Genomic DNA, 21,362 nt, shown 5'->3' with positions numbered 1-21,362 from the left:
GGTTTCCCTGCCGACGTTCCTGCTGACGCTTAAGCCAGCTTCTTGTACTTAACCCGCTTGGGCTGGGCCGCGGCCTCGCCCAGGCGCTTCTTGCGATCGGCTTCGTACTCGGTGTAGTTGCCTTCGAAGAACACCACGTTGGAATCATCCTCGTAGGAGAGGATGTGGGTGGCGATGCGGTCGAGGAACCAGCGGTCGTGGGAGATCACGATGGCCGCGCCGGGGAAGTCCAGCAGGGCGTCTTCCAGGGCGCGCAGGGTTTCCACGTCCAGGTCGTTGGAGGGTTCGTCCAGCAGCAGTACGTTGCCGCCCTGCTTGAGGGTCAGGGCCAGGTGCAGGCGACCGCGCTCACCGCCGGAGAGGTCCTTGACGAACTTCTGCTGGTCGGCGCCCTTGAAGTTGAAGCGGCCCACGTAGCTGCGCGAGGGCACCTCGTAGTTGCCGATCTTGATCACGTCGGAACCGTCGGAGACCTGTTCCCAGACGGTCTTGGTGTCGGAGAGGTTCTCGCGGCTCTGGTCGACGCTGGCCAGTTGCACGGTGTCACCGATCTCGATGGTGCCCGAGTCCGGCTGCTCCTTGCCCATGATCATGCGGAACAGGGTCGACTTGCCCGCGCCGTTACCACCGATGACGCCGACGATGGCGCCCTTGGGCACGCTGAAGCTCAGGTCGTCGATCAGCAGGCGGTCGCCATAGCCCTTGCTGACGTTCTTGAACTCGATGACCTTGTCGCCCAGGCGCTGGCCAGCGGGGATGTAGATCTCGTTGGTCTCGCTGCGCTTCTGGAATTCCTGGGACTGCATTTCCTCGAAGCGCTGCAGGCGGGCCTTGGACTTGGACTGGCGCGCCTTGGCACCGGAGCGTACCCATTCCAGTTCGGCCTTCATGGCCTTGGCGTGGGCGGCTTCCTGCTTGGCTTCCTGGGTCAGGCGCGCGGCCTTGGATTCCAGCCAGCCGGAGTAGTTGCCCTCGAAGGGGATGCCCTGGCCGCGGTCCAGTTCCAGGATCCAGCCGGCGACGTTGTCGAGGAAGTAGCGGTCGTGGGTGATGGCCACCACGGTGCCGGGGAAATCGTGGAGGAAGTGCTCCAGCCAGGCCACCGAGTCGGCGTCCAGGTGGTTGGTGGGTTCGTCCAGCAGCAGCATGTCGGGGGCCGACAGCAGCAGGCGGCACAGCGCCACGCGGCGCTTCTCGCCACCGGAGAGGACACCGACCTTGGCGTCCCAGGCCGGCAGGCGCAGGGCGTCGGCGGCGACTTCCAGCTGGCGGTCCAGGTTGTGGCCGTCGGCGGCCTGGAGGATGGCTTCCAGCTTGGCCTGCTCGGCGGCCAGGGCGTCGAAGTCGGCATCCGGCTCGGCATAGGCGGCGTAGACCTCGTCCAGTCGCGCCTGGGCCTGCTTGATCTGACCAACGGCTTCCTCGACTACCTCACGAACCGTCTGCTCGGGATCAAGTTTCGGTTCCTGCGGCAGATAACCCACATTGATACCGGGCATCGGACGCGCTTCACCTTCGATCTCGGTATCGACGCCAGCCATGATGCGCAGCAGCGTGGACTTGCCCGCACCGTTCAGACCCAGCACGCCGATCTTGGCGCCGGGGAAGAACGACAGGGAGATGTTCTTGAGGATCTCACGCTTGGGCGGCACGACCTTGCCGACCCGATGCATGGTGTAGACGTATTGAGCCATGGTTGGACCTTGGGAGCGGAATGAAAAACAGGGGACACAGTATGGCGTCAGCGGCGAACGCTGTCGAAACCCCGGGCGACGAAAGCACCCGTGGTGAAGGCGCGGAAAAAGCAGGCGGGCGCACCACCTGTCACATTATCATAGGCCAGCTCTGCCCCGCGGAATCGGGCGCAGCTGTATGGCCCACGCTCCCGCAGGAAAGCAGTCTGCCGTGAACACTCCGCCCTCCACCTTGCCGGAAGAGCCGATCGCTTCCTCGCCACGCCGTCTGACCCGGGGCCTGCTGGTCCTGTCGCTGGTGGTGATGCTGGCGATGATGTTCTGGCAGGCACTCGCCGGCATGGCCGAGCGCGAGACCATGCGCCGTGACCAGTTGGACGGCATGACGCGGCAACTGGCCAGTACCCTCGAATTCAGCCTGGCGCTCAAGGCCCAGGCGGTGCGCAGCACCCTGCGCTGGTCCCTCGATCCCACGCTGCCCCTGCCCCCCAATCGCCTGCTGAGCCTCAAGGACTTCTTCCCCGGCCTGCGCGAGGTGCGCTGGCTGCCGGCCGATCCCGCGCTGCGCGCCGCGCGCCTTGCCGATGCCAAGGATGCGGCCTTCGTACAGCAACTGATCGACCGCGCCGGCCAGGCGGACTTCCGCTACGACTACGATCCTGCGGCCGCGGTCCCTCTCTACCTCCTGCTGGCCGGTGATCCGGACCTGCAACAGGGCTGGTGGGTGCTGACCAGCGCCCCCCTGGACGAGCCGCTCTGGCGCCAGACGCGCCTGCTGGAAGGCCTGGTCTGGCGCCTGGAGGATCGCACCCGGGGCACGACGGTGTTCGCCACCGAGCCGGCGACGGTTGCGCTGCCCAACGACCAGGCCCGCCAGGACCTGGCCTACACCGACTGGCAGGTGGTCGCCGCCCATTCCGCCGAAGGCGGATCCGGCCTGCGGCTGCCGGACTCCTTCGGCCGTCTGGCGCTGTTCACCCTTTTCGGCCTGGTGACCGGCGTGCTGCTGCACCTGCTGTTGCGCGAAGAACAGGGCTTGCGGGCGCTGACCCAGGCCTCGCGGCGCAGCCTGCGGCTGGCCGGCACGGCGCTGAACGGCATCGAGGAATTCGTCTGCATGACCCAGGCCGATGGCCGCCTGGTCTACGTCAACGCCACCGCCGGACGCGTGCTCGGCGTCACCCCCAGCGACGCTCCCCAGTACTACCTGGCCAGCCTGCTGCCGCAGCTGGTCGCCCCGGCGCATGCCGAAGCCGGCGGCCAACCCCTGGTCACCCTCTGGGTCGACGAGCAGCCCCGGCGCTTCGCCGTCAGCTGCCATGCCCTGGCCGACAGCCAGCCGAGCGCCCGGGTGCTGCGCGATCGCACCCAGGTGCAGGACGGCTTCGTCTGGGTGCTGCGCGACGTCACCGAGCAGCAACGCAACCTGGAAACCATCCAGACCACCCGGCAGCGCTACGAGAACATCTTCAACGGCGTCCACACCGGCATCTGCGTGGTCGACCTGAGCGGCCTCTACCCGGCGCTGCAGACGCTCGGCATCGAGACGCCGGAACAGCTCGCCAACCTCTTCGCCACCCAGCCCGAGGCCCTGGAACGTCTCGGTCAACGGGTCCGCATCACCGAGATCAACCAGCGGGCGCTGGAGATGCTCGGCATCGACCAGCTGGACCAGGCCTGGAGTCGACTGGTGGGCGATTCCCGCCTGCAACCCGGTGGCAAGCGCTACCGGCTGCTGGCCGGTCTGCTCTCCGGCCAGCAGGTGCTGGAGCTGGAAACCCGTATCGACAGCGCCGCGGGCGAGCGTTATCTGTGGCTGACCATGCACCTGCCGGCCGATCCCCAGCACCTCGATGCCACCCTGCTCAGCCTCAACGACATCACCCAGCGCAAACTCGGCGAATTGCGCCTGCTGGAGCGTGACGCCTTCTGGTCCAACCTGATCAGCGCCACGCCCGACACCCTCTACACCTACGACGTGGCCAGTGGCGAGCTGACCTACGAGAGCCATCCGCTGGCGCTCAAGCTCGGCTATTCACCCGAGGCCTTCACCAGCCTCGGGCGCGAGCGCCTGCACCCGGACGATGCCGAGCTGCACGCCCGGGTGGTGAGCATGCGACCGACGCTGTCCGACCAACCGAGCAACAGCCTGCTGCGCTGGCAGCATCGCAACGGCGGCTGGCACTGGTTCGACGTCCGCGAGCAGCGTCTCGCCAGCCGCCCGGACGGCACCGCGGCCAGCGTGGTCGGGCTGGCCCTGGACGTCACCGACATGGTGCGCGCCAGCGACCGCCTGCGTGACAGCGAGAACCGCTACCGGCAATTGGCCGAGAGCATCAGCGACGTCATCTTCACCACCGACGCCCAGCTGGTGCTCAGCTACATCAGTCCCTCCGTCGAGGAATTGCTCGGCTATCCCATCGCCGACCTGCAGCGGCGCCGCCTGACCGACCTGGTGGTCCATACCCGCCAGCTGCAGGAATTCCGCCGTACCCTGCAGCACCTGATGCGCAGCCTCGACGACCCGCGCGCGCTCTCCGCCCTGCGCCAGGAGCGCTTCGCCCCCCAGGTGCTCGATTGCCTGCACGCCGCCGGCCACACCCTGCAGATCGAGCTGCGCCTCAAGCCGCTGTGGGACGACCACGAGCGCTTCGCCGGCCTGCTCGGCGTCTGCCGCGACATCTCCGCCCAGCGCCGCACGGACAAGGACATGCGGATGGCGGCGACGGTGTTCGACCACTCCGCCGGCGCCATCCTGGTCACCGACCCGGCCGGCTACATCGTCCGCGTCAACCGTACCTTCACCCGCATCACCGGCTTCACCCCCGAGCAGGTACTCGACCAGCAGCCGATGATGCTCTGTGCCGACAAGCAGGAAGCCAACCAGCTGCAGCACGTGATGCAACAGCTGCGTACCGAGGAAAGCTGGGAAGGCGAACTCTGGCAGCGCCGCCACGACAACGAGCCCTATCCCTCCTGGGTCGGCATCACCGCCATCCGCGACGACGACGGCGACCTGATGAGCTACGTCTGCTTCTTCGTCGACATCAGCGAGCGCAAGGCCAGCGAGCGGCGCATCCACCGCCTGGCCTACTACGACGCCCTGACCCTGCTGCCCAACCGCACCCTGTTCCAGGATCGCCTGCACAACGCCCTGCAGCAGAGCCGCCACAACGGCAGCTGGGTGGTGCTGATGTTCCTCGACCTCGACCGCTTCAAGCCGATCAACGACTCCCTCGGCCACGCCGCCGGCGACCGCCTGCTCAAGGAAGTGGCCGTGCGCCTGACCGCCTGTGTCGGCACCGAGGACAGCGTGGCGCGCATGGGTGGCGACGAGTTCACCCTGCTGCTGTCCGGCCTGGAAAGCCGCGAAACCGCCCTCGCCCAGGCGATCCGCGTCGGTGAACAGATCCTCGCCCAGCTCTCCGACGCCTTCATCCTCGAGGGCCGCGAATTCTTCGTTTCCGCCAGCATCGGCATCGCCCTCTCGCCCCAGGACGGCCACGAACTCAGCCAGCTGATGAAGAACGCCGACACGGCCATGTACCACGCCAAGGAGATGGGCAAGAACAACTTCCAGTTCTACCAGGCCGAGATGAACGCCCGCGCCCTGGAGCGCCTGGAACTGGAGGCTGACCTGCGCCACGCCCTGCTGCAGGGCGAATTCCGCCTGCACTACCAGCCGCAGTACCGCTGCGACAATGGCCGCCTGACCGGCGTCGAGGCCCTGCTGCGCTGGGAGCACCCGGTGCGCGGCCACGTTTCCCCGGCCGAATTCATCCCGGTGCTGGAAGAGATCGGCCTGGTGGTCCAGGTGGGCGACTGGGTGATCCGCGAAGCCTGTCGGCAGATGCGCGAATGGCACGCCGCCAAGGTGCGCATCCCCAAGGTCTCGGTCAATCTCTCCGCCCGCCAGTTCAACGACGGTCAGCTCGGCCAGCGCATCGCCCAGATCCTCGCCGAGACCGGCCTGGCCCCGGCCTGCCTGGAGCTGGAGCTGACCGAGAGCATCCTCATGCGCGACGTCGGTGAGGCCCTGATGCTGCTGGGCGAACTCAAGAGCCTGGGCCTGTGCATCGCGGTGGACGACTTCGGCACCGGCTACTCGTCGCTCAACTACCTCAAGCAGTTCCCCATCGACATCCTCAAGATCGACCGCAGCTTCGTCGACGGTCTGCCCCATGGCGAGCAGGACGCCCAGATCGCCCGGGCCATCATCGCCATGGCCCACAGCCTCAATCTCTCGGTGATCGCCGAAGGCGTGGAGGAGCAGGAGCAGCTCGACTTCCTCTGCGCCCATGGCTGCGACGAGGTCCAGGGCTTCCTGTTCGACCGCCCGCTGCCCCCGGAGCAACTGCGCAAACGCCTCGAGCGCCAGGGGCTGTTCCCGGTCCTCACATGAGACCCATGGCGCCGGTGCATGACCGGCGCTCATACCTCAGGCTTCCCACGATGGGGTAGAATGGCGGCTTTCACGAGCCCGGACCGGGCTCGCTCTTGCCATGCCTCAGGGGACCCTGCCGCCATGTTCAGCCGTGAAACCACCCTCGCCCGCTTCGACGCCGACCTTCATGCCGCCATGCAGCAGGAAGCCCAGCGCCAGGAAGATCACATCGAGCTGATCGCCTCGGAAAACTACACCAGTCCGGCGGTCATGGAGGCCCAGGGTTCGGTGCTGACCAACAAGTACGCCGAAGGCTATCCCCACAAGCGCTACTACGGCGGCTGCGAATACGTCGACGTCGTCGAGCAACTGGCCATCGACCGCGCCAAGCAGCTGTTCGGCGCCGACTATGCCAACGTCCAGCCGCACTCCGGCTCCCAGGCCAATTCGGCCGTGTACCTGGCACTGATCGAAGCCGGTGACACCATCCTCGGCATGAGCCTGGCTCACGGCGGCCACCTGACCCACGGTGCCACCGTCTCCTCCTCCGGCAAGCTGTACAACGCCGTGCAGTACGGCATCGACGAGCAGGGCCTGATCGACTACGCCGAGGTCGAGCGCCTGGCCCAGGAGCACAAGCCCAAGGTCATCGTCGCCGGCTACTCCGCCTACTCCCAGGTGCTGGACTTCGCCCGCTTCCGCGCCATCGCCGATGCCGTGGGTGCCTACCTGTTCGTCGACATGGCCCACTTCGCCGGCCTGGTCGCCGCGGGCGTCTACCCGAACCCGGTACCCTTCGCCGACGTGGTCACCAGCACCACCCACAAGACCCTGCGCGGCCCGCGCGGCGGCCTGATCCTGGCCAAGGCCAACGAGGCCATCGAGAAGAAACTCAACTCGGCGGTCTTCCCCGGCGCCCAGGGGGGCCCGCTGATGCACGTCATCGCCGGCAAGGCGGTGTGCTTCAAGGAAGCCCTGCAACCCGAGTTCAAGACCTACCAGCAGCAGGTGATCAGGAACGCCCAGGCCATGGCCGGCGTCTTCATCGAGCGTGGCTTCGACGTGGTCTCCGGTGGCACCGACAACCACCTGTTCCTGCTCAGCCTGATCAAGCAGGAAATCACCGGCAAGGACGCGGACGCCGCCCTGGGCCGCGCCTTCATCACCGTGAACAAGAACTCGGTGCCGAACGATCCGCGCTCGCCCTTCGTCACCTCCGGCCTGCGCATCGGCACCCCGGCCGTTACCACCCGCGGCTTCCAGGAAGCCGAGTGCCGCGAACTGGCCGGCTGGATCTGCGACATCCTCGGCAACATGGGCGACGAGTCCGTGATCGACGCCGTGCGCGAGAAGGTCAAGGCCGTCTGCGCCCGCCTGCCGGTGTACGGTAAGTAAGAGGCGTACCGTCTCCCTCTCCCCCTGGGAGAGGGCCGGGGTGAGGGAAAACCCAAAAAACGAGCCCCGACCAATCGGCCGGGGCTCGTTGCATTTCCAGAAGGGTCGTCAAGGTAGCCAAGCCGGATCCTGCCGCCCGCCGGAAGCCCCGGAAAAGTAAAACCCCGGCCAGTGCCGGGGTTTTACTTTTGCAGCCAAGCCTTAGAGCACCTGCAGATCGCCCAAGCCATCCAGGTAGCGCTCGGCGTCCAGCGCGGCCATGCAGCCAGCGCCGGCCGAGGTGATGGCCTGGCGGTAGGTGTGGTCGGCCACGTCGCCGGCGGCGAACACGCCCGGCACGTTGGTGGCGGTGGCGTTGGCCTCGCGACCGCCCTTCACCACCAGGTAGCCGTCGTGGGTCTCCAGCTGGCCTTCGAACAGCCCGGTATTGGGCGTATGGCCGATGGCGACGAACAGGCCGGCCACCTGCAGCTCCTCGGTGCTGCCGTCATTATTCCTGATGCGCACGCCGGTGACGCCCATGTTGTCGCCCAGCACCTCGTCGACGCTGGCGTTGAGCTTGAGCGCCATCTTGCCCTCGGCGACCCGGGCGCGCAGCTTGTCCTGCAGGATCTTCTCGGCGCGGAAGGTCTCGCGACGGTGGATCAGGGTCACCTTGCTGGCGATGTTGGCCAGGTACAGGGCTTCCTCGACCGCGGTGTTGCCGCCGCCGACCACCGCCACTTCGCGGTTGCGATAGAAGAAGCCGTCGCAGGTGGCGCAGGCGGACACGCCCTTGCCCATGAAGGCCTCTTCGCTGGCCAGGCCCAGGTAGCGGGCGCTGGCGCCGGTGGCGATGATCAGGGCATCGCAGGTGTAGGTGGCGCTGTCACCCTTGAGGGTGTAGGGCTTGCCTCCGAAGTCCACGGCGTTGATGTGGTCGAAGACGATCTCGGTCTCGAAGCGCTCGGCGTGCTCGCGCATGCGCTCCATCAGCGCCGGACCGGTCAGGTCGTGGGGGTCGCCCGGCCAGTTGTCGACCTCGGTGGTGGTGGTCAGCTGGCCGCCCATCTGCATGCCGGTGATCAGCAGCGGCTTGAGGTTGGCACGGGCGGCATAGACCGCCGCCGTGTAACCGGCCGGACCGGAACCGAGGATGATGAGGCGCGAATGGCGCGAGGTGTTGGCTTCAGACATGACATTCTCCCTGCCGGGGTCTCCGGCAGACCTAAGAGTGAAGGGGCCAGCGCGCGCTCGGGCACGCCGGCCGGTGTTCGTGCGGAGCCGTTCCGCAGCGCCAACCGCTCCTGGCGATGGCGCGACCGGCGCCGTCCGAGACGGGCGTCGGGTCCAGGGATGGTACTCAGCCTAACGAGAGCGACCTCTCCACAGAAGCGACCATTCTAAATCCAGACCATAGGGCGCGCCTATGTCGACCGCTTCGCCAATGGAGCCCTGAGGTAAGCTGTGCATTCCCGCCACTCGTCAGGAATCTCCATGGCTGTCGCTCCCCTGTCCGGCTCCGCCTACTTCGCCGAAGGCCTGCGCCTGGTGACCCGCCCCGGCATGCGCCGCTTCGTGGTCATCCCGCTGACCATCAATCTGCTGCTCTACGCGGCCATCCTCACCTTCGCCGTCCGCCAATTCGGCGGCTGGATGACACAACTGATGCCGACCCTGCCGGCCTGGGCCGGCTTCGTCGAGTGGCTGCTCTGGCCGCTGTTCGTCATCCTGCTGCTGGCGATCATCTTCTTCACCTTCACCCTGCTGGCCAACCTGGTGGCAGCGCCGTTCAACGGTTTCCTGTCGGAAAAGATCGAGGTCATGGTGCGCGGCCAGGACGACTTTCCGCCCTTCAGTCTCACCGAACTGGTGACCATGGTGCCCCGTACCCTGCAGCGCGAGCTGCGCAAGCTGGGCTACTACCTGCCGCGCGCCCTGGGCCTGCTGGTGCTGACCTTCATCCCCGGCCTCAACCTGATCGCCGCACCGCTGTGGATCCTGTTCGGCGTCTGGATGATGGCGGTGCAGTACATCGACCTGCCCGCCGACAACCACAAGCTGGATTTCCGCAGCATGCTCGCCTGGCTGCGCACCCGCCGCCTGCGCTGCCTGGGCTTCGGTGGCGTGACCTACCTGGCGCTGCTGGTACCCGGCCTGAACGCCCTGTTCATGCCCGCCGCCGTGGCCGGCGCGACGCTGTTCTGGGTCCGCGAGGAAGGCAACCAGGCGCTGGTGGTGCGTCCGTAAGGAGGTCCTGGCCCGGTAGCGTGGAAAACCGCGCAGCGTTTTCCACGTGTTGGCCGGGTGTCCCAAGGTGGACGAGGCTACGCTACGCCGCTGACCAGCCCTCTCTCCCCGCGGGAGAGGGTTGGGGTGAAGGCGATCACCGCAGCGCAGAAACGACGACGCCCGCGCCGGCAGAGCCGGGCGCGGGCGTCACGAGGAGCCTGTCGCCAGACTTAGTGGTGGTGACCACCCTCGCCATGGATGTGACCGTGGGCGATCTCTTCGTCGCTGGCAGCACGCACGTTGACGACCTTGACGGCGAAGTTCAGGCGCTGGCCGGCCAGGGGATGATTGCCGTCGACGGTGACCTGGTCGCCCTCGATGTCACGCACGGTGACGATCTGCATGGCGCCGTCCGGGCCGGAGGCATGGAACTGCATGCCCACTTCCAGCTCGTCCACGCCTTCGAACATTTCGCGACCCAGGGTAGCGACCAGCTCGGGGCTGTATTCGCCGTAGGCGTCTTCCGGCTCGATGGCCACCTTCAGCTCGTCACCCGCCTCTTTGCCGGACAGGGCGCGCTCGAGACCCGGGATGATGTTGCCCGCGCCTTGCAGGTAGACCAGCGGAGCACCACCAGCGGAGCTGTCGATGACTTCGCCGGCGTCGTTGGTCAGGGTGTAGTCGATGGATACCGCCGTGTTCGCCGCGATCTGCATGGCCAGAACCTTCATGCTGGGAAAAAAATAGGATGACGCATCAGTCTACGCGTCCAACCTAGCAATTGCGAATGCGTTCGGTCAGCCCGGTGGCGCGGCGAGGCATCCGGACGGCGCCCCTGCAACGGTCGACGACCGCTCGTCACGCAATCGCCATGACCGCTTCACGGGGCTGTCATGGGGGCTACCTAGGGTTTGCTGCACAACCGTTGCAGGAGCCCTGCCATGCCGCTTCCAGTGTCCGCACCGCCCGCGCTTCGCGCCGAACGCCTGTCGACCACCGCGGACATCCGCGCCGCCCAGCGCCTGCGGGCCTCGGTCTTCGGCAGTACCTACGGCGTCCATTTCGCCGACGGCCTCGACCAGGACGCCTTCGATGCCCACTGCCTGCATCTGGGCGTACGCGACCTGCGCAGCGGCGAGCTGATCGCCACCACGCGCCTGCTCGACGGTCGCCGCCGGGCCCAGGTCGGCAGTCTCTACAGCGAAAGCGAATTCCAACTGGACGGCCTCGATGAGCTGCAGGGGCCGATCCTGGAAATCGGGCGGACCTGCGTCGCCAACGGCCACCGCACCGGCGCGGCCATCGCCCTGCTCTGGGCCGAACTGGCCGAGGTCATGGCCGGTGGCGGCTATCGCTACCTGATGGGCTGCGCCAGCGTACCCATGGCCGATGGCGGTTTGCAGGCCGCCGCCCTGCTGCGCCACGCCGCCCGTGACGAGCGCAGCCCGGCGATCCGCGCCACGCCGCGGCGCCCACTGCCCTTCGTCGCCGTGCCGGACAACCTGGTGGTGCAGTTGCCGCCCCTGCTCAAGGCCTATCTGCGCCTGGGCGCCCAGGTCTGCGGCGCGCCCTGCTGGGACCCGGAGTTCGGCGTGGCCGACGTCTTCATCCTGCTGCACCGCGAAGACCTCTGCCCCCGCTACGCCCGCCACTTCAAGGCCGCGGTATGAGCCGACTGCGCCTCGGCCTGCGCCTGCTGCCGGTGCTCGCCGCGCTGCTGCTCGGCGCGCTGTTCGCCCTGGGCGTGGCCCTGGCGACGACGCTCAGCCGCCGTCCGTGCCTGGGTGTACGTCAGCGGCTGACCCGGCGCTTCTTCCGGGTGCTGGCCGCGGCCTTGCGCCTGCGCCTGGAAGTCCGGGGCGCACCGGCCGCCGGTACCCATCTCTGGCTGGCCAATCACGTCTCCTGGCTCGATATCATCGGCATCGGCAGCCTGCAGCCGCTGAGCTTCCTGTCCAAGGCGGAGGTGGCGTCCTGGCCCTTCGCCGGCTGGCTGACCCGCCAGGCCGGCACCCTGTTCATCCAGCGCGGCGCCGAACGCGGCGAGGCGCTGGGCGACGCCCTGACGGCGCGCCTGACCCAGGGCTTCTCGCTGGTGCTCTTCCCCGAAGGCACCACCACCGATGGCAGCCAGCTCAAGACCTTCCACGGTCGCCTGCTGAGCCCAGCCATCGCCACCGGCACCCCGTTGCAGCCGGTGGCCCTGAGCTACTGGCGTGACGGCCTGCCCGACCGGGAGGCGGCCTTCATCGGCGACGACGACCTGGTCAGCCACCTGCGCCGGTTGCTGGAACGCGGCGGGACCACCCTCCGGCTCGAATTGCTGCCGCCGCTGCCGTCCGGCGGTCAACCCCGCCAGGTCCTGGCCGGCCAGTGCCAGGCGGCCATCGCCGCGTGCCTGGGGATTCAGCCGGTGAGCCGCGCCGCGGCCCGCTCGGCGGCGGCGAAGGCCTGCAGCTGCGGATAGAAGCGGCGGAAGTCCTCTTCCAGGCCGTCGTAGGCGACGGCCAGTTCGGCGAAGGCCCCGGCCAGCAACTCGGGGCGTGACAGCCGCCGTGCCATGCCTTCCACCACTCGCTCCAGCACGGCGAAATCCGTATAGCTGCCGAGCCAATCCTGTTGCGCCATGAGCGGGGCGATGCGCGCCAGTCGCGGCGGCAGCGCCGGCTCCTCGAGCAGGGTTCTATAGCAGTCGGCAGTGAAGCTGGGCAGGGACTGGTCAGCATAGTCGTGCCAGTGCCGGGCCAGGCAGTGATCGAAGAACACGTCCACCAGCAGCCCGGCCACCCGCCGCCGCGCCGCAGGCAGGCGGGTCTTGGCCTGGATCACCAGGGGATGGTCGTCGGTGTAGACGTCGATGCGCCGGTGCAGGCGGATACCGGCGGCAATGCCGGTCGGCCAGGCATCCGGCGAGCCCTTGACGAAATCACCATAGAGGCTGCCGAGTCGATCTTCGCGGCCAGGGCCGCCCAGGTGCAGATGCGCGAGGTAATTCATCCACCCAGCATACTCCAGCCGCCTCCTGCCGGTTTTCCTGGATGACGCCTGGCTGCTAGGCTCGACCTCCCGCCCTCTCTCGCTGGAGTCGTCATGCCCGTTCGCGCCGTGTTCCTCGACTATGCCTCCCTCGACCTGGGCGATCTGGACCCGGCGCCGCTACGCGCGGTGTTCGACGAGCTGGAACTGCACCCCGCCACCGCGCAGGGTGACGTCGCCGCCCGCTTGGCAGGGGCCCAGGTCGCCATCGTCAACAAGGTGATGCTGGATGCCGCCATCCTGGCGGCCTGCCCGGAGCTGAAGCTGGTATTGGTCAGTGCCACCGGCACCAACAACGTCGATCTGGACGCCGCCCGCGCCCAGGGCGTGCGCGTCTGCAATTGCCAGGGCTATGGCACCGCCTCGGTGGCCCAGCACACCCTGGCCCTGCTGCTGGCGCTGGCCACCCGGCTGCCGGACTACCAGGCGGACGTCCGCGCCGGGCACTGGCAGACCGCCAAGCAGTTCTGCCTGCTGGACCATCCCATCGTCGAACTGGAGGGCAAGACCCTCGGCCTGCTGGGCCTCGGTGAACTGGGCAGCGCGGTCAAGCGCCTGGCCGAAGCCTTCGGTATGAAGACCCTGGTGGGGCAACTGCCCGGTCGCCCGGCCCGTCCTGGCAGCCTGCCGCTGGCCGAACTGCTGCCCCAGGTGGATGCCCTCACCCTGCACTGCCCGCTCACCGAGCAGACCCGCGGCATGCTCGGTGCGGCGGAACTGGCGGCGATGAAGCCCACGGCCTTCCTGGTCAACACCGCCCGTGGCGGCATCGTCGACGAGCAGGCGCTGGCCGACTGCCTGAGACGCGGCCACCTGGCCGGCGCCGCCACCGACGTACTCAGCGTGGAGCCCCCGCGCGAGGGCAATCCACTCCTGGCCGGCGACATTCCGCGGCTGATCGTCACCCCGCACAACGCCTGGGGCAGTCGCGAAGCCCGCCAGCGCATCATCGGCCAGCTCGCCGACAATGCCCGCGGCCATCTCGCCGGCACGCCGCAGCGAGTGGTCTGCTAAAGTTCGCGCTTTTTTCGCCAGGTAGTGCCATGGATCCGCGCAGCGAAGTCCTTCTCCGTCAGCCCGAACGTTTCGGCGGCCCCCTGCTGCTCGCCGGTCTGCCCGCCGACGAGCTGCTCGGCGTCCTGCCCGCAGCGCGCGGCTGGAGCTGGCACGCGGGCGAAGCGGAGCACCTGGCGGCACGCTATCCGGGACGCTGCGCCTTCGGCATCGAACCGCCCGCGGACGAAGTGGCTGATGCTGTGCTGTTCCTGCCCAAGTCGCGGGAGGCCACCGATTTCCTGCTCACCGCCCTGAGCCGGCGGCTACCCGCCAACGGCAATCTCTATCTGGTGGGTGAAAAGAAGGCCGGCATCGAGCGCGCCGCACGCCAACTGGGCGCCTTTGGCAGCGCCAGCAAGCTCGACAGCGCCCGCCATTGCCAGCTGTGGGTGGTGCAGGGACCGCGCCCCTCCGCCGATCCCCGCCCGGACGCCTGGCTGCAACGCCAGTCACTGGCGGAGCTGGAGGTCGTCAGCCTGCCGGGCGTCTTCAGCCATGGCCGCCTGGACGTAGGCACCGCACTGCTGCTGGAACACCTCGATGGCCTGCCCGAGGGTGCGGTGCTGGACTTCGGCTGCGGCGCCGGCGTGATCGGCGCCACCCTGGCGCGACGCTATCCCGCCAGCACCCTGCACCTGCTCGACGTGGACGCCTTCGCCGTCGCCAGCAGTCGCCAGACCCTGGCCGCCAACGGCCTCGCCGGGACGGTGAGCGCCGGCGACGGTATCGCTGCAGCGCCCACCGGGCTGGCCGCCATCGTCAGCAACCCGCCCTTCCACAGCGGCGTGAAGACCGACTACCGCACCACCGAAACCCTGCTGGCCGAGGCGGTGCGCCACCTGCGCCCGGGCGGCGAGTTGCGCCTGGTCGCCAACAGCTTCCTGCGCTACCCGCCACTGATCGAAGCCGCCTTCGGCAACTGCCGCACCCTGGCCGAGCGCGACGGCTTCAAGGTCTACAGCGCGCGGCGGCGCTAGCCGGGCCGTCTTCGCCCCAACGGCACGCCGCCCGCATGGAACACCCCAGGCAAAGGCTCTAGACTAGGGTTTTCGTCTCACCATGGATGGTGACCATGAACCCTCGACCCAGCCTCGCCGCGGGCGGCAGCTTCTTCTTCACGCTCCATCTCAACGACCCGGCCGCTACCCTGCTCACCGATCACATCGGTCTGTTGCGGGCGGCGATACGCCAGGTGAAGGCCGCCCACCCCTTCGAGATCCTCGGCATGGTGGTGCTGCCCGATCACCTGCATGCGCTCTGGCGCCTGCCGGCGGGCGACGGGGACTATCCGCTGCGCTGGAACCTGATCAAGGTGGGCTTCTCCAGCCAGCTGCCGCCGCTGACGACGGTCCGGCTGTCACGCCGGCTCAAGCGCGAGCGCGGTCTCTGGCAGCGACGCTACTGGGCACAGCCCATGCGTGACGAACAGGACCTGCAGCGGCATCTCGACTTCATCCACCGCAATCCGGTGCGGCATGGCCATGCGCGCCATCCGCTGGAATGGCCCTACTCCTCCATCCATCGCCTGGTGCGCGCTGGCGTACTGCCGGCGGACTGGACGGGCCAGGACGATGGCGACTGGGCAGTGGGCGAACGCTGAACGGCAGGCGGCGCTGAGTGCAACGTCGCCCGCTTGAGCGCTACCTCAACCGCGACCTAGCGGCGCCGCCGGTGCTTCTGCGCGGTCGTCGCGGTCGTAGGCGACCTTGTCCAACTGGCCCATCCAGCGTGCGGTCAGGGTGCCGGCGGTCATGGCGCCGTTGACGTTGAGCGCGGTACGGCCCATGTCGATCAGGGGTTCGATGGACACCAGCAGGGCGACCAGGGTCACCGGCAGGCCCAGGGCCGGCAACACGATCAGGGCGGCGAAGGTGGCGCCGCCGCCCACGCCGGCCACACCCGCCGAACTCAGGGTGACGATACCGACCAGGGTGGCGATCCACAGCGGATCGAAGGGATCGATGCCCAGGGTCGGGGCGACCATCACCGCCAGCATGGCCGGATAGAGCCCGGCGCAGCCGTTCTGGCCAATGGTGGCACCGAAGGAGGCGGCGAAGCTGGCGATGGCCGGCGGTACGCCGAGACGTTCGGTCTGCGCCTCAATGTTCAGCGGGATGGTCGCCGCACTGGAGCGGCTGGTGAAGGCGAAGCTCAGCACCGGCCAGACCTTGGGAAAGAAGCGCGCCGGCGACAGGCCGCTCAGGGTCAGCAGCAGCGCATGCACGCCAAAGAGGATGGCCAGGCCCAGGTAGGAGGCGATCAGGAAGGTGCCCAGCTTGAGCACGTCCTGGGGGCTGGCGGTGGCGACCATCTTGGTCATCAGGGCCAGCACGCCATAGGGGGTGAGTTGCAGCAGCAGCCGCACCAGCTTCATCACCCAGGCCTGGAGCACGTCGATGCCGGCCAGCACCTTCTCGCCACGCACCGGATCGTCACGCTGCAGGCGCAGGGCGGCGACGCCGAGGAAGGCGGCGAAGATCACCACGCTGATGATGGAAGTGGGGTTGGCGCCGGAAAGATCGGCGAAGGGATTCTTCGGAATGAAGGACAGCAGCAGCTGCGGCACCGACAGGTCCGCCACCTTGCCGACGTAGCTGCTCTGCAGGGCGGCCAGGCGCGCGCTTTCCTGGGCGCCCTGCACCAGGCCCTCGGCGCTCAGGCCGAACAGCCAGGTGACCAGTACCCCGACCAGGGCGGCGATGGCGGTGGTGAACAGCAGGGTGCCCAGGGTCAGCAGGCTGATCCGCCCCATGGACGAGGCCTCGCGCAGCCGCGCCACGGCGGCGAGGATGGAGGCGAACACCAGCGGCATGATGCTCATCTGCAGCAGCTGCACATAGCCGTTGCCGACCAGGTTGAACCAGCCGATGGAGGTCTTGAGCACCGGGGCGTCATGGCCGTAGACGAGCTGCAGCACCAGGCCGAAGGCCACGCCCAAGGCGAGGCCGATGAAGACGCGCACAGCCAGGCTCCAGCCGGTGCGGCGCGTGCGCGCCAACAGGCCGAGCAGCACGGCGAAGGCGACGAGATTGAGGACGAGAGGCAGATTCACACGAGGTCTCCGTAACGGCGCCCGGCGCGCCGCCGGACGAAAGGCGGGCGATGGTAGCAGCTCGCACCGTCCAGGCTTAGATCGAGGAGCTATCACCTGATAACGAGAGGAGCGGCTCCATCCTCGGAATGAACGGCACTCGCCCGCGGTTCAGCACTGTTAGAGTGCAGGCGGCCGGGAAACGAAGCCCGGCACTGCCAACCAGAAAAGGATCACTCCATGCAACGTTTCGCCAAGCTCGCCGCCTCCTTCGCCCTCGCCGCCGCTGTCGCCGGCTGCACCGGTACCGCGATGAAGACGCAGAATCTGGACCCGTCGCAATACACCGTCATCGGCCACGGCGAAGGCAAGGCCACCGGCATTATGGTGCTGGGCTTCATCCCGGTGCAGCAGAACAACCGCTTCATCCGCGCCCAGCAGGCGGCCATCCAGTCCCGCGGTGGCGATGCCCTGATCAACACCCAGGTTCAGGAAAACTGGTTCTGGGCCTATGTCCTGAGCGGCTTCACCACCACCGTTTCCGGCGACGTGGTCAAGCTCAAGCGCTGAGCCCCGCCCGACCGACAGGCGCCGCCCATCGAGGCGGCGTTTTTGCGCTAGGCTGGCTGCTTCTCCCCGAGGAAGCCGACCATGACCGCGACCCTGATGAAACTCCCCCTGCAATCCATCGATGGCGAAACCCTGACCCTGGAACGCTACCTGGGCAAGGTGCTGCTGGTGGTGAACGTGGCCTCCAAGTGTGGCCTCACCAGCCAGTACGAAGGTCTGGAGCGCCTCTACGAAGCCCAGCGCGAGCGCGGCCTGGAAGTGCTCGGCTTTCCCGCTAACGACTTCAAGCAGCAGGAGCCCGGCAGCGACGCCGAGATCAAGGAGTTCTGCACCCTCACCTACGGCGTGCAATTTCCGCTGTTCGCCAAGCTCAGCGTGGTGGGTAAGGACAAGCATCCGCTCTACGACGAACTGACCCGCGCCCAGCCCGAGGCTACCGGCGACGGCCCCTTCCGTGAGCGCATCCTCAGCCGTGGCGGCACCCCCAATCCCAAGCCCGAGGTGCTGTGGAATTTCGAGAAATTCCTGATCGGGCGGCATGGGGAGGTGGTGGGGCGCTTCGCGCCGGATGTGACGGCGGATGATCCGCGACTGCTGGAAGCCATCGAGGTGGAGTTGGGGAAGGGGTGAGGGCTGGCATTGGTAGGTTGGGTTGAGCGGGAGCGAAGCCCAACAATACGTAGCCATTACCATTGCCATGGCCTGGTGCACTAGCTGGTTATAGAGTTTTCTGATGTTTCTTGTTTCGCCCACCCGGGCGACTCACTTTTTTCAGTCGCGAAAAAAGTAAGCAAAAACGCTTGCCCCATCATCCGGCCTTCCGCTTCGCTCCAGGTACGCTCACGCCAGCGCCGCTCCGGGGTCGGTCCAGATGGGCCCTCCATGGCCCACTGGACCTCTCGCCGCATCCATGCGGCTCGACCCACTCCACGACACTGGCGTTCGCCCTCCTGAACGGGGCGATTCGCTAGCCTGAAAGTGTTGGTTGAATAGCCACAAAAAGTCCGTGGTCCGTAGTGTGGACAACGGCGAAGCCTTGTCCACTGAGCATGGCCATGATGCGTACCAGTGGAAAACGCTGCGCGATTTTCCACGCTACAAATCCTATGGACACCGAAGTCTCAGGCTGGCGCCCCGTCCCCGTCAGTAAGGCCGAGTGTAGGTGCCGCGTAGGGGGATGCGAGGCAGGACGCCGAGCAAGGCGCGAGGGGCAGGAAGCCCCTTCGTGCCGTGCCCCCGGAGCGGCGCCGGAGCGAGGGAAACGTAGCGAAGCGGAGTAACAGCCACAGGCTGGCCCGAAGGGTGAGCGAAGCGAATCACCCGGAGCGCAGCGGAGGGTCGAAACGTGGGGACAGCGTTTTTGGTTACTTTTGTCCGGGGCGCGCAGCCGCGACTGGCAAAAGTGACTCGCCCGGGTGGGCGAAACACAAGCCATCAGGACACTCGATAACCAGCTAAGGCACCTAATGCCCCAAACCGTTGGGCTTCGCTAACGCTCAACCCAACCTTGTATCTCTCCCGGGTAATGAGATTAGCTACCTCATTACCCGGGAGAGATGGTATCTACAGGAGACTTCTGCTCAAGAAGTCGGACTGCGACAGTCAGCCCTCCCCTTACCCCCGCTGCAACACCCCCCGCATCGACCCGAAATGCCCTGGGAAGGAACAGAAGAAGGTGTATTCCTTGCCTGCCTCCAACGCCCCGGTAGCGAAGCTCACCGAATCCTTCTCGCCACCACCGAGCATGCGGGTATGGGCGATGATGCGTTCGTCACCCTCCGGCAGATAGCCCTTGGCCTCGCCAGCGTTCATGCCAGCCGCGTCGACGGCAGCGGCGTCGGTGGAGCGGGTCAGCACCCAATTGTGGCCCATGACGTTCTTCGGCAGGCTGCCACTGTGGACCAGTTCCACGGTGAAGGTCTTGCACGACGCCGGAACCTGGATCGAGGCCCGGCTGTAGGTCATCTGGTCGCCGGCTTCGATCTGCGTCGAGCAGACGTCGGCGGCCCAGGCGCCGCTACTTCCCAGGGCGAGCAGCGCTGCGGCAAAAAACGTGGATTTCATGAACCCTCCGGATGCGTGAAAGTCGCCAGTCAGACCGATGCGAGGGTGGCGGGTTCCGAGCACCCTGGCAAGCTGAGGTGCAGGTCTCCTCTATCGACGTCATCGAAAGCTTTGCCGGGTATCCCGAGGGCGCCTCTGCCACCATGCTCCTACCCACCGCCACGGAAAAGGACACTCGTCATGACGCTCGCCGCCCTGCTGCGCCAGCTGTTCGCCACCTACGCCCAGGCCGCCAGCGGCAATGCGCCGGAAGAGGATTTCCTCGCGCGATGAGCGCACTTTGCGCCGGCGCACGGGGCGACTAGGCTAGGCGTTTTGCCTGCCAAGGAGCTCCCATGTCGCTGAAAGCCGTCTGTGTCTTCTGTGGTGCCAAGCCCGGCGCCTCTCCCGTCTTCCAGGAAGCGGCCGCGCAGCTCGGTCGGACCCTCGCCGAACGCGGCCTGACCCTGGTCTACGGCGGTGGCAAGGTCGGCCTGATGGGCGTGGTCGCCGATGCCGCCCTGGCCGCCGGGGGCGAGGTGATCGGCATCATTCCCCAAAGCCTCAAGACCGCCGAGCTCGGCCACACCGGCTGCACCCGCCTGGAAGTGGTCGACGGCATGCACGCGCGCAAGGCGCGGATGTCCGAGCTGGCCGATGCCTTCATCGCCCTCCCCGGCGGCCTGGGCACCCTGGAAGAACTCTTCGAGGTGTGGACCTGGGGCCAGCTCGGCTACCACGCCAAGCCCATGGGCCTGCTGGAAGTGGACGGCTTCTATGCCCAACTGGAAGGTTTCCTCGATCACCTGGTGGCCCAGGGCTTCGTCGCGCCCCAGCACCGCGCCATGCTGCAGGTGGAAGACTCGCCGAACGTCCTGCTAGACGCCCTCGCGGCCTGGCAACCCACGGTCGCGCCGCGCTGGGCCGAACCGGCGCCACGCTAGCCCGCTCACACCGCCCGTCCCGCCCCTCGAACCCTCGCCGCTTGCGGCCTGTCGGTACTGACAGGTCCCAGAAATTACGCAAGCGACGAGGATGCTGCCATGACCGATTTCCCCAAAGCTCCCCTGCCGGAACAGCAGCAGGAGGTCCCCGGCCTGCAATCGCATATGAATCCGGTTCCGGATTGCGGTGAGCAGAGCTACAAAGGCTCCGGCCGCCTGACCGGCAAGAAGGCCCTGATCACCGGTGGTGACAGCGGCATCGGCCGCGCCGTGGCCATCGCCTTCGCCCGTGAAGGCGCCGATGTCGCCATCAGCTATCTGAACGAACACGAAGATGCCGAGGACACCGCCCGCCTGGTCCGTGAAGCTGGGCGCGAGGCCCTGCTGCTGCCGGGCTGCCTGTCCCAGCGCGAGCAGTGTCTTGCGATCGTGGACAAGACCGTGGCCGGCTTCGGCCGCATCGACGTGCTGGTCAACAACGCTGCCTTCCAGATGACCCACGAGACCCTCGACGAGATCCCCGACGACGAGTGGCTCTATACCTTCGATGTGAACATCACCGCCATGTTTCGCATCACCCAGGCCGCGGTGAAGCACATGGGCCCCGGTGGTTCCATCATCAACACCACCTCGGTGAACTCGGACATGCCGCGGCCGACGTTGCTGGCCTATGCCACCACCAAGGGCGCCATCGCCAACTTCACCGCGGGCCTGGCCCAGTTGCTCGGCGAGAAGGGCATTCGCGCCAACAGCGTGGCCCCGGGCCCCGTCTGGACCCCGCTGATTCCGGCCACCATGCCGCCCGAGCAGGTCAAGGAATTCGGCGGCAACACGCCACTCGGCCGCCCCGGCCAGCCGGTGGAACTGGCGCCGGTCTACGTGATGCTGGCGTCGGACGAATCCAGCTACACCTCGGGTGCACGTATCGCCGTCACCGGCGGCAAGCCGATCCTCTAAACGCCCCGTGTACCCCGGCAGGCGTCGGGGTCGCCCCTTTC

At 67.4% G+C, this 21,362-nt stretch carries 18 protein-coding genes; 12 read left to right on the top strand and 6 right to left on the bottom strand.

What is annotated here, in order from left to right:
* Positions 1-29 precede the first annotated feature (29 nt).
* On the bottom strand, positions 30-1,694 hold the full coding sequence (gene ettA / locus AR540_RS19395) for an energy-dependent translational throttle protein EttA (RefSeq protein ID WP_059231130.1): 1,665 nt from the start codon (positions 1,692-1,694) through the stop codon (positions 30-32).
* Positions 1,695-1,905: 211 nt separating this feature from the next.
* Between ettA and AR540_RS19390 the strand changes: the two genes are divergently transcribed.
* Positions 1,906-6,096, top strand: a complete 4,191-nt coding sequence (locus AR540_RS19390) for a sensor domain-containing protein (RefSeq protein WP_059231129.1) — start codon at positions 1,906-1,908, stop codon at positions 6,094-6,096.
* 123 nt (positions 6,097-6,219) lie between these two features.
* Positions 6,220-7,473 (top strand): serine hydroxymethyltransferase, encoded by a 1,254-nt coding sequence (gene glyA, locus AR540_RS19385; RefSeq protein ID WP_059231127.1) that lies wholly within the window; start codon positions 6,220-6,222, stop codon positions 7,471-7,473.
* Between the two features lie 201 nt (positions 7,474-7,674).
* On the opposite strand, the gene trxB is transcribed toward glyA, so the two are convergent.
* Positions 7,675-8,649 (bottom strand): thioredoxin-disulfide reductase, encoded by a 975-nt coding sequence (gene trxB / locus AR540_RS19380; RefSeq protein ID WP_059231125.1) that lies wholly within the window; start codon positions 8,647-8,649, stop codon positions 7,675-7,677.
* 300 nt (positions 8,650-8,949) lie between these two features.
* Between trxB and cysZ the strand changes: the two genes are divergently transcribed.
* Positions 8,950-9,702 (top strand): sulfate transporter CysZ, encoded by a 753-nt coding sequence (gene cysZ, locus AR540_RS19375; protein WP_059231123.1) that lies wholly within the window; start codon positions 8,950-8,952, stop codon positions 9,700-9,702.
* A gap of 212 nt (positions 9,703-9,914) precedes the next feature.
* On the opposite strand, the gene AR540_RS19370 is transcribed toward cysZ, so the two are convergent.
* Entirely contained in the window at positions 9,915-10,400 is a 486-nt protein-coding gene (locus AR540_RS19370) for an FKBP-type peptidyl-prolyl cis-trans isomerase (RefSeq protein WP_059231121.1), read from the bottom strand.
* A gap of 225 nt (positions 10,401-10,625) precedes the next feature.
* Between AR540_RS19370 and AR540_RS19365 the strand changes: the two genes are divergently transcribed.
* Both AR540_RS19365 and AR540_RS19360 read left to right on the top strand, forming a co-directional pair.
* On the top strand, positions 10,626-11,354 hold the full coding sequence (locus AR540_RS19365) for a GNAT family N-acetyltransferase (protein WP_059231119.1): 729 nt from the start codon (positions 10,626-10,628) through the stop codon (positions 11,352-11,354).
* On the top strand, positions 11,351-12,151 hold the full coding sequence (locus AR540_RS19360; RefSeq protein ID WP_059231116.1) for a lysophospholipid acyltransferase family protein: 801 nt from the start codon (positions 11,351-11,353) through the stop codon (positions 12,149-12,151). Before AR540_RS19365 ends, AR540_RS19360 begins: the two co-directional genes overlap by 4 nt.
* Here the strand turns inward: AR540_RS19360 and AR540_RS19355 are convergent.
* Positions 12,091-12,681, bottom strand: coding sequence for an acyl carrier protein phosphodiesterase (locus tag AR540_RS19355; protein WP_059231114.1), 591 nt, complete (start codon positions 12,679-12,681; stop codon positions 12,091-12,093). The two genes, AR540_RS19360 and AR540_RS19355, sit on opposite strands and share 61 nt — an antisense overlap.
* Positions 12,682-12,774: 93 nt before the next feature.
* On the opposite strand from AR540_RS19355, the gene AR540_RS19350 reads away from it, so the two are divergent.
* The 3 genes from AR540_RS19350 to AR540_RS19340 all read left to right on the top strand — a co-directional run bounded on the left by AR540_RS19350 (position 12,775) and on the right by AR540_RS19340 (position 15,376).
* Positions 12,775-13,734, top strand: coding sequence for a 2-hydroxyacid dehydrogenase (locus AR540_RS19350; protein WP_059231113.1), 960 nt, complete (start codon positions 12,775-12,777; stop codon positions 13,732-13,734).
* Positions 13,735-13,763: 29 nt separating this feature from the next.
* Positions 13,764-14,753 carry a class I SAM-dependent methyltransferase gene (locus tag AR540_RS19345; RefSeq protein ID WP_059231111.1) on the top strand — a complete coding sequence of 330 codons (990 nt, stop codon included), beginning with the start codon at positions 13,764-13,766 and terminating at the stop codon, positions 14,751-14,753.
* A 95-nt stretch (positions 14,754-14,848) separates the two neighbouring features.
* Entirely contained in the window at positions 14,849-15,376 is a 528-nt protein-coding gene (locus AR540_RS19340; RefSeq protein WP_059231110.1) for an REP-associated tyrosine transposase, read from the top strand.
* A 45-nt stretch (positions 15,377-15,421) separates the two neighbouring features.
* Here AR540_RS19340 and AR540_RS19335 read toward each other — a convergent pair whose 3' ends face one another.
* The gene (locus AR540_RS19335) at positions 15,422-16,828 is read right to left on the bottom strand and encodes an L-cystine transporter (protein WP_059231108.1); all 1,407 of its coding nucleotides are present in this window, start codon (positions 16,826-16,828) and stop codon (positions 15,422-15,424) included.
* A 219-nt stretch (positions 16,829-17,047) separates the two neighbouring features.
* Between AR540_RS19335 and AR540_RS19330 the strand changes: the two genes are divergently transcribed.
* Positions 17,048-17,377 (top strand): hypothetical protein, encoded by a 330-nt coding sequence (locus AR540_RS19330; protein ID WP_059231106.1) that lies wholly within the window; start codon positions 17,048-17,050, stop codon positions 17,375-17,377.
* Between the two features lie 81 nt (positions 17,378-17,458).
* Positions 17,459-18,007: a glutathione peroxidase gene (locus AR540_RS19325; RefSeq protein WP_059231103.1), complete on the top strand. Its 549-nt coding sequence runs from the start codon at positions 17,459-17,461 to the stop codon at positions 18,005-18,007.
* Positions 18,008-18,991: 984 nt separating this feature from the next.
* Here AR540_RS19325 and azu read toward each other — a convergent pair.
* Complete coding sequence (gene azu / locus AR540_RS19320) at positions 18,992-19,441, bottom strand: azurin (RefSeq protein WP_059231102.1); 450 nt, start codon at positions 19,439-19,441, stop codon at positions 18,992-18,994.
* A 335-nt stretch (positions 19,442-19,776) separates the two neighbouring features.
* On the opposite strand from azu, the gene AR540_RS19315 reads away from it, so the two are divergent.
* Entirely contained in the window at positions 19,777-20,364 is a 588-nt protein-coding gene (locus AR540_RS19315; protein WP_059231100.1) for a TIGR00730 family Rossman fold protein, read from the top strand.
* Between the two features lie 99 nt (positions 20,365-20,463).
* Complete coding sequence (locus tag AR540_RS19310; RefSeq protein WP_059231098.1) at positions 20,464-21,321, top strand: SDR family oxidoreductase; 858 nt, start codon at positions 20,464-20,466, stop codon at positions 21,319-21,321.
* The last annotated feature ends 41 nt before the right edge of the window (positions 21,322-21,362 follow it).

It is taken from the genome of Pseudomonas sp. EpS/L25 (genome assembly GCF_001512295.1).
Classification (GTDB): domain Bacteria; phylum Pseudomonadota; class Gammaproteobacteria; order Pseudomonadales; family Pseudomonadaceae; genus Chryseomonas.
This window is presented reverse-complemented; position numbering and strand designations above follow the sequence as displayed.

Bases quoted from the DNA above. Each gene is read 5' to 3' on its own strand.
- ettA (WP_059231130.1), bottom strand. From the start codon at position 1,694: ATGGCTCAATACGTCTACACCATGCATCGGGTCGGCAAGGTCGTGCCG.
- glyA (WP_059231127.1), top strand. From the start codon at position 6,220: ATGTTCAGCCGTGAAACCACCCTCGCCCGCTTCGACGCCGACCTTCAT.
- trxB (WP_059231125.1), bottom strand. From the start codon at position 8,649: ATGTCTGAAGCCAACACCTCGCGCCATTCGCGCCTCATCATCCTCGGT.
- cysZ (WP_059231123.1), top strand. From the start codon at position 8,950: ATGGCTGTCGCTCCCCTGTCCGGCTCCGCCTACTTCGCCGAAGGCCTG.
- AR540_RS19370 (WP_059231121.1), bottom strand. From the start codon at position 10,400: ATGCAGATCGCGGCGAACACGGCGGTATCCATCGACTACACCCTGACC.
- AR540_RS19365 (WP_059231119.1), top strand. From the start codon at position 10,626: ATGCCGCTTCCAGTGTCCGCACCGCCCGCGCTTCGCGCCGAACGCCTG.
- AR540_RS19360 (WP_059231116.1), top strand. From the start codon at position 11,351: ATGAGCCGACTGCGCCTCGGCCTGCGCCTGCTGCCGGTGCTCGCCGCG.
- AR540_RS19355 (WP_059231114.1), bottom strand. From the start codon at position 12,681: ATGAATTACCTCGCGCATCTGCACCTGGGCGGCCCTGGCCGCGAAGAT.
- AR540_RS19350 (WP_059231113.1), top strand. From the start codon at position 12,775: ATGCCCGTTCGCGCCGTGTTCCTCGACTATGCCTCCCTCGACCTGGGC.
- AR540_RS19345 (WP_059231111.1), top strand. From the start codon at position 13,764: ATGGATCCGCGCAGCGAAGTCCTTCTCCGTCAGCCCGAACGTTTCGGC.
- AR540_RS19340 (WP_059231110.1), top strand. From the start codon at position 14,849: ATGAACCCTCGACCCAGCCTCGCCGCGGGCGGCAGCTTCTTCTTCACG.
- AR540_RS19330 (WP_059231106.1), top strand. From the start codon at position 17,048: ATGCAACGTTTCGCCAAGCTCGCCGCCTCCTTCGCCCTCGCCGCCGCT.
- AR540_RS19325 (WP_059231103.1), top strand. From the start codon at position 17,459: ATGACCGCGACCCTGATGAAACTCCCCCTGCAATCCATCGATGGCGAA.
- azu (WP_059231102.1), bottom strand. From the start codon at position 19,441: ATGAAATCCACGTTTTTTGCCGCAGCGCTGCTCGCCCTGGGAAGTAGC.
- AR540_RS19315 (WP_059231100.1), top strand. From the start codon at position 19,777: ATGTCGCTGAAAGCCGTCTGTGTCTTCTGTGGTGCCAAGCCCGGCGCC.
- AR540_RS19310 (WP_059231098.1), top strand. From the start codon at position 20,464: ATGACCGATTTCCCCAAAGCTCCCCTGCCGGAACAGCAGCAGGAGGTC.